3 protein-coding genes are annotated in these 5,234 nt (G+C 49.2%); 1 reads left to right on the top strand and 2 read right to left on the bottom strand.

The features are described 5' to 3' along the window. Nucleotides 1-271: hypothetical protein (locus A3751_RS10870; RefSeq protein ID WP_231876876.1), on the bottom strand; the 271-nt coding region annotated here is incomplete at its 3' end. A gap of 100 nt (nucleotides 272-371) precedes the next feature. Continuing rightward, nucleotides 372-2,531: a DNA helicase II gene (uvrD, locus tag A3751_RS10865; RefSeq protein ID WP_068455673.1), complete on the bottom strand. Its 2,160-nt coding sequence runs from the start codon at nucleotides 2,529-2,531 to the stop codon at nucleotides 372-374. A gap of 178 nt (nucleotides 2,532-2,709) precedes the next feature. On the opposite strand from uvrD, the gene A3751_RS10860 reads away from it, so the two are divergent. Beyond that, a partial coding sequence (locus A3751_RS10860; protein ID WP_156492386.1) for an EAL domain-containing protein occupies nucleotides 2,710-5,234 on the top strand: 2,525 nt, incomplete at its 3' end.

The following is a 5,234-nucleotide window of genomic DNA, read 5'->3' as shown; positions in this document are numbered from 1 at the left end:
AGGCGAAATAGCCCGCTGCAACGCAGGTAATAAGTAGCAGAGGTGCAATTAAAGAAGCTTTGTTTCGTTTGGCCAAGCGTTGGCGGTGGCGCTGCGTTTCGAAAATCTGCTCACGCTTTTCTAACAGCAATTGTTGCTCTGCTAACTGCTGCTCTCGCGCCAATAACTCTTTCGCTTTGTTTTGCGTTGCTCGTTCACGCTCGGCAACGTCTTGTTGCAGTGCCGAAATGCGCTCATTTGAGCGCTTTATGTAGTCTGCTTCAACATTCATAGTTTGCGCCGTTTTATTGTTATTTGCTGTATTGTTCGGATGTTGTACGGATCGCACATTTTCTTTGTCAATTTCAGCTTCTGGGGCTAGGTTTGTCATCTTAAACCTTGCTAAGTTTTGCGTAGGAAAGCACAAGCCACTTATTGCCGTGCTCTTGAAACATAATTTGAATGCGTGCGTGAGGGCCGCGGCCCTCGTAATTCACAACAGTTCCTTCGCCAAACTTTGGGTGAGCAACTAATTCGCCAAGTTGAAAAGCGGGGGCTTCATCGCCTGGAATTTGCTGGCTGCTCGCGCCAAAAGAAACCGGCCGCGATACGGTATTGCGAATACGTACTTCCTGAATGGTATTGCTTGGAATTTCGCGAACAAAACGGGAAACAGGATTGAACTTCTCTTCGCCATATAATCTTCGTGACTCGGCGTAAGTAAGCACTAGCTTCTCCCTTGCGCGAGTGACGCCAACGTATGCAAGGCGACGTTCCTCTTCAAGCCGTCCAGGCTCCTCCATCGACATGCTGTGCGGAAATAGGTTTTCCTCCATACCGACCATAAACACCAATGGAAACTCCAACCCTTTCGCGGAGTGTAAGGTCATCAATTGAACACTATCTTCGTGCTCCGCCGCCTGCTGTTCGCCTGCATCCAGTGCAGCCTGAGCTATAAACTGCGACAAGATCGGTTGCTCGTCATCTTCTGGCTCGTAGTCTTGTGTTGAGCCAATGAGCTCTTCGAGGTTTTCTTTACGAGCCTGACCCTTTTCGCCTTTTTCCGAGGCATGGTAATCCATGAGGCCCGAATCTTTCACGGCGGTCTCGCAGAGCATGCTGAGCGAAAGTTCGTGAACTTGGCTCGATAGCACTTCAATGAAATCCATAAACTGAGCCATCGAAGATTTGGCTTTACCCTTTAAAGCGCCTTGTTCGAGGAGATAGGCACATGCTTGCCAGAGAGAGCAGCCTTCGTCGCGCGCACGCTCTCGAATTGAGGCCATGCCTTTTTCACCGAGCCCGCGAGGAGGAACGTTGGCAACTCGCTCAAAAGCGGCATCGTCGTGTTGGTAATGTACAAGACGCATATATGCCATTGCATTACGGATTTCCTGACGATCGTAGAAACGGAGTCCACCATAGATGCGATATGGTATTTGCGCCCGAATCAAAGACTCTTCGAGAACGCGTGACTGCGCGTTAGAGCGGTAGAGTATGGCGCAGTCTTGGCGTAAGTTCCCTTGGTCAACCCAGCCGGTGATACGATCTGCGATATAGTTTGCTTCATCTTGTTCATTGAACCCAGCATAGAGATCGATAAGCTCGCCTTCGCTGTCATCGGTCCAAAGCTGTTTGCCCAGGCGACTGCCATTGTTCGCTATGAGTGCGTTAGCGGCCTCTAAGATGTTGCCGGTCGAGCGATAGTTTTGCTCCAAACGAACGATACTGCTGCCAGAAAAATCGATTTCAAACTGTTGAATATTTTCAATCTTTGCGCCGCGCCAACCATAAATACTTTGGTCATCATCGCCGACGACCATGACAGGGATGCGATTCCCGGCGAGCACTCTCAACCATGCATATTGTACGGTGTTGGTGTCTTGAAACTCATCGACGAGCAAGTAGCTGAAACGGTCTTGATAGTGGGCCAAAAGAGCAGGGTGGTTTAACCAGATTTCATGAGATCGAAGCAGTAATTCACCAAAGTCGACGAGCCCGGATTGCTGACATTGTTCTTCATAGTCTAGATAAAGGGATGCGAGCTGCCTGTCGAAAGGATTCTTTGCGGGGGGGAGGTGTTTCGCGCGAACGCCTTCATCTTTGCGACTGTTTATGAAGCCGGCAACTTGTCTTGGTGGGCAACGGGACTCATCAATATTTCGTTCGCGCATCAAGCGTTTGACGATACGTAGTTGGTCATCGGAATCGAGAATTTGAAAATTCTCGGGCAGTTCTGCTTCGCGGTAATGGGCGCGTAAAAAGCGGTGTGCGATTCCGTGGAAAGTGCCAAACCACATTCCTCTACCAGACAAATTTAGCAACTCTTCAATTCGTCCGCGCATTTCTCGCGCAGCCTTATTGGTGAAGGTAACAGCCATAATTGAGTTTGGGCTAATGCCTTCGATTTGCATCAACCATGCAATGCGATGGACGAGAACGCGGGTTTTACCACTACCCGCACCAGCAAGTACCAGCATGTTTTGCATTGGCGCCGCGACAGCCTCACGCTGCGCGTCATTTAGACCATCCAGAAGGTGGGAGACATCCATTGAGCTATTCAGTTGTTTCTTGATTTCGGGGCAGACGAGTATATCAGGACGCAATGGCTTGTTCAGGTTAATTCCTGCTCATTGAGTCTGAAGGTTTGCGGGCTTTTCTTTAGAATCGCGGGGCAAAAAGGAGTACACTGCAACGACGATAATAATCACCTTAACCAGACTCTTTAGTGTGAAACTTCCAGCCGTTTTAAGCCTTTGGTCGGCGCCCCAACTCAGTGTGTTGGAGCGGGTCTCATTTTATGGCGTCTGGGTGTTGGCCGCGCTCGTCTGGTTAATGCATTTTGAAGCCCAAGCGACGGATGCGCTTTTTTCCTTTTTGCTGGCGGCCGTCGTGTTGTTGGCTGGAGTGCCTTTAGTTGCCGTTTTTAGTCGTCGAATGCTGGATGAAAAATGGTTGGTTCTAGAGTCGGCACTTCCTGCTGTCATTTCGCTTACATGGGCGCTTGCTTCGTACTACGCTCCTGCTCTGGATAGCAGTACGATCTTTGTTTTTTCACTTCTTGGTCTGCTCAACTGTTTGTTGGCGAGGCCTTTTGGTTTTTATATTTGGTTGACTGCAAGCGTGCCCGTGCTCGTTGCCATTAACCTAATGATGCTAAATGCTCTAAACGCATCCGCGGGCTCGGTGATGACCTTAATGAATCTCCTGTTTTTAGGACTGGCGATGAGTCTTGGTCAGGTTCAGCGTGGCGAGAAGTCTATCTTACCGCGGGTAAAAGGCGGCGCAGAGCAAGATTTAGCGCAGCTTCGCTATGAGAAGAATCGGCTCAATACGGCATTGTTGAGTACTGAGCAGGATCTCGAGCAAAAGATTCGTCAACGCACAGAAGCACTCGAAAAAGCGAATGCGCAGTTGAATCAGCAGGTTGCATTACGCAAATCCGTCAGCGAAGCGCTTGTGAAAAGTCAGACACGTTTAACCCAAGCGATCGAAGCCTCCAATCTGGGCTTGTTTGATTGGGAAGTGGCAGAAGGTCGCTTCTTCCAATCCAATTTCCATCATATTTTTGGAGATAAAGAGCTCAGCTCTCAAGATGTTATCGAGCGCCTTAAGCGCGTTGTGCATAGTGAGGACTATGCGGGGTTGCGCGATACCCTCAATGCTTGCCTGCAAGGTGAAAAGGCAGAATATCAGCTGAATTATCGAGTGAATGACGCGGGTGTTTGGCGTTGGATTGAGGAGCATGGGCGTGTGGTTGATGTTGACGAAGAGCATCGAGCGCGCCGTCTTATGGGGACGCGTCGCGACATCCAAAGTGATGTGCAGCGAGATGAAGAAATACGGTTGGCCAAATCTGTATTTGATCATACCTCTGAAGGCGTGATGGTCTTGGATCGCAAACAGCGCTTTTTGTCGGTGAACCCCGCCTTTACCAAGATTACTGGGCATGACTTGGATACGATCATCGGTCAGCCGCTTGTTGATGTGAGTGAGACGCCACAAACGCGGCAAGTTTATGCGCAAATCTTTGAGACGCTTGAAAGCGACGGGCAATGGCAAGGTGAACTGCTGGAGCGGCGTCGCCATAGCGATTACTACTCGCAACGGACCCAGATCAATGTGATTCGTGATGAGTCTGGCGGAATCAAATATTACGCCGGACTGATTAGTGATATGACGGATCACAAAGAAACGGATGAGAAGCTCGATTATCTCTTGAATTATGATGGCTTAACACGACTGGCAAATCGTGTTCAGTTTCAAAACCAGTTACACCGGGCGTTGATTCGATATCAAGATGAGCAGCTCCCTTTTGCGCTGGTAATGATCGATATCGATCGGTTTAAGCATTTCAACGATAGTTTTGGACATGAGATCTCTGATCGAATTCTGCAAAATGTGGCCGAGCGATTAAGTAACAGTGTTCAACGGGTTGATGTGCTTGCGCGCGTGGGTGGCAATGAGTTTGCCTGTATTGTTGCCTGCAGTCCGACCTTTAAAGTAAAGAAGTTTGCTCAGCGTCTTTTTCACGCCTTGACGGATAAACCCTATCAACTTGGTAAAAACGAAGTCGTGCTTTCTTGTAGCATTGGTATCGCATTGTTGCCACAGCATACCGAAGATATTGAAACGCTTAGCCGCTTCGGCTCTCTTGCGGTGCAAAAGGCAAAATACCACGGCGGCAATCAAATTCAGATGTTTGACGAAAGCTTGAAGACATTTTCGCGTGAGCGTCTCGAGATTGAGAAAGAGTTACGTTCCGCTCTCGTGAATGAAGAGCTCGAGGTGTATTACCAGCCGAAGCTCGATTTGAAAGAGGGGCTGATACTCTCCTATGAGGCCTTAATCCGCTGGAGCCACCCTCAGCGAGGTCTGGTTTCTCCTCAGGAGTTTGTTGCCATTGCCGAAGAGAATGGGTTGATATCAGATCTCGGCGCCTATGTTCTTTATGCGGCCTGTAACCAAACGAAAAAATGGCAGGACATGGGCTTTGGACCGCTCAGTGTGTCGGTTAACCTTGCGCCACGTCAATTGTTAGAGCCGCACCTAAAAAGCATCATCATTGAGAGTATTGCGGAGTCAGGTCTTGACGCGGGATTTCTTGAATTAGAGCTGACAGAAAGTGCCCTGAAAGAAGACATTCAGGGAGTAAGCGAGCGGCTTGCGGACTTACGCGAGATTGGCATCAAGGTATCGATCGACGACTTTGGAACGGGCTATTCATCGCTCAGTTATTTGCGCCACCTGCCCGT

The organism is Oleiphilus sp. HI0080 (assembly GCF_001635135.1).
The sequence above is the reverse complement of the archived record's forward strand: the minus strand, read 5'-3'. Positions and strand labels throughout refer to the sequence as shown.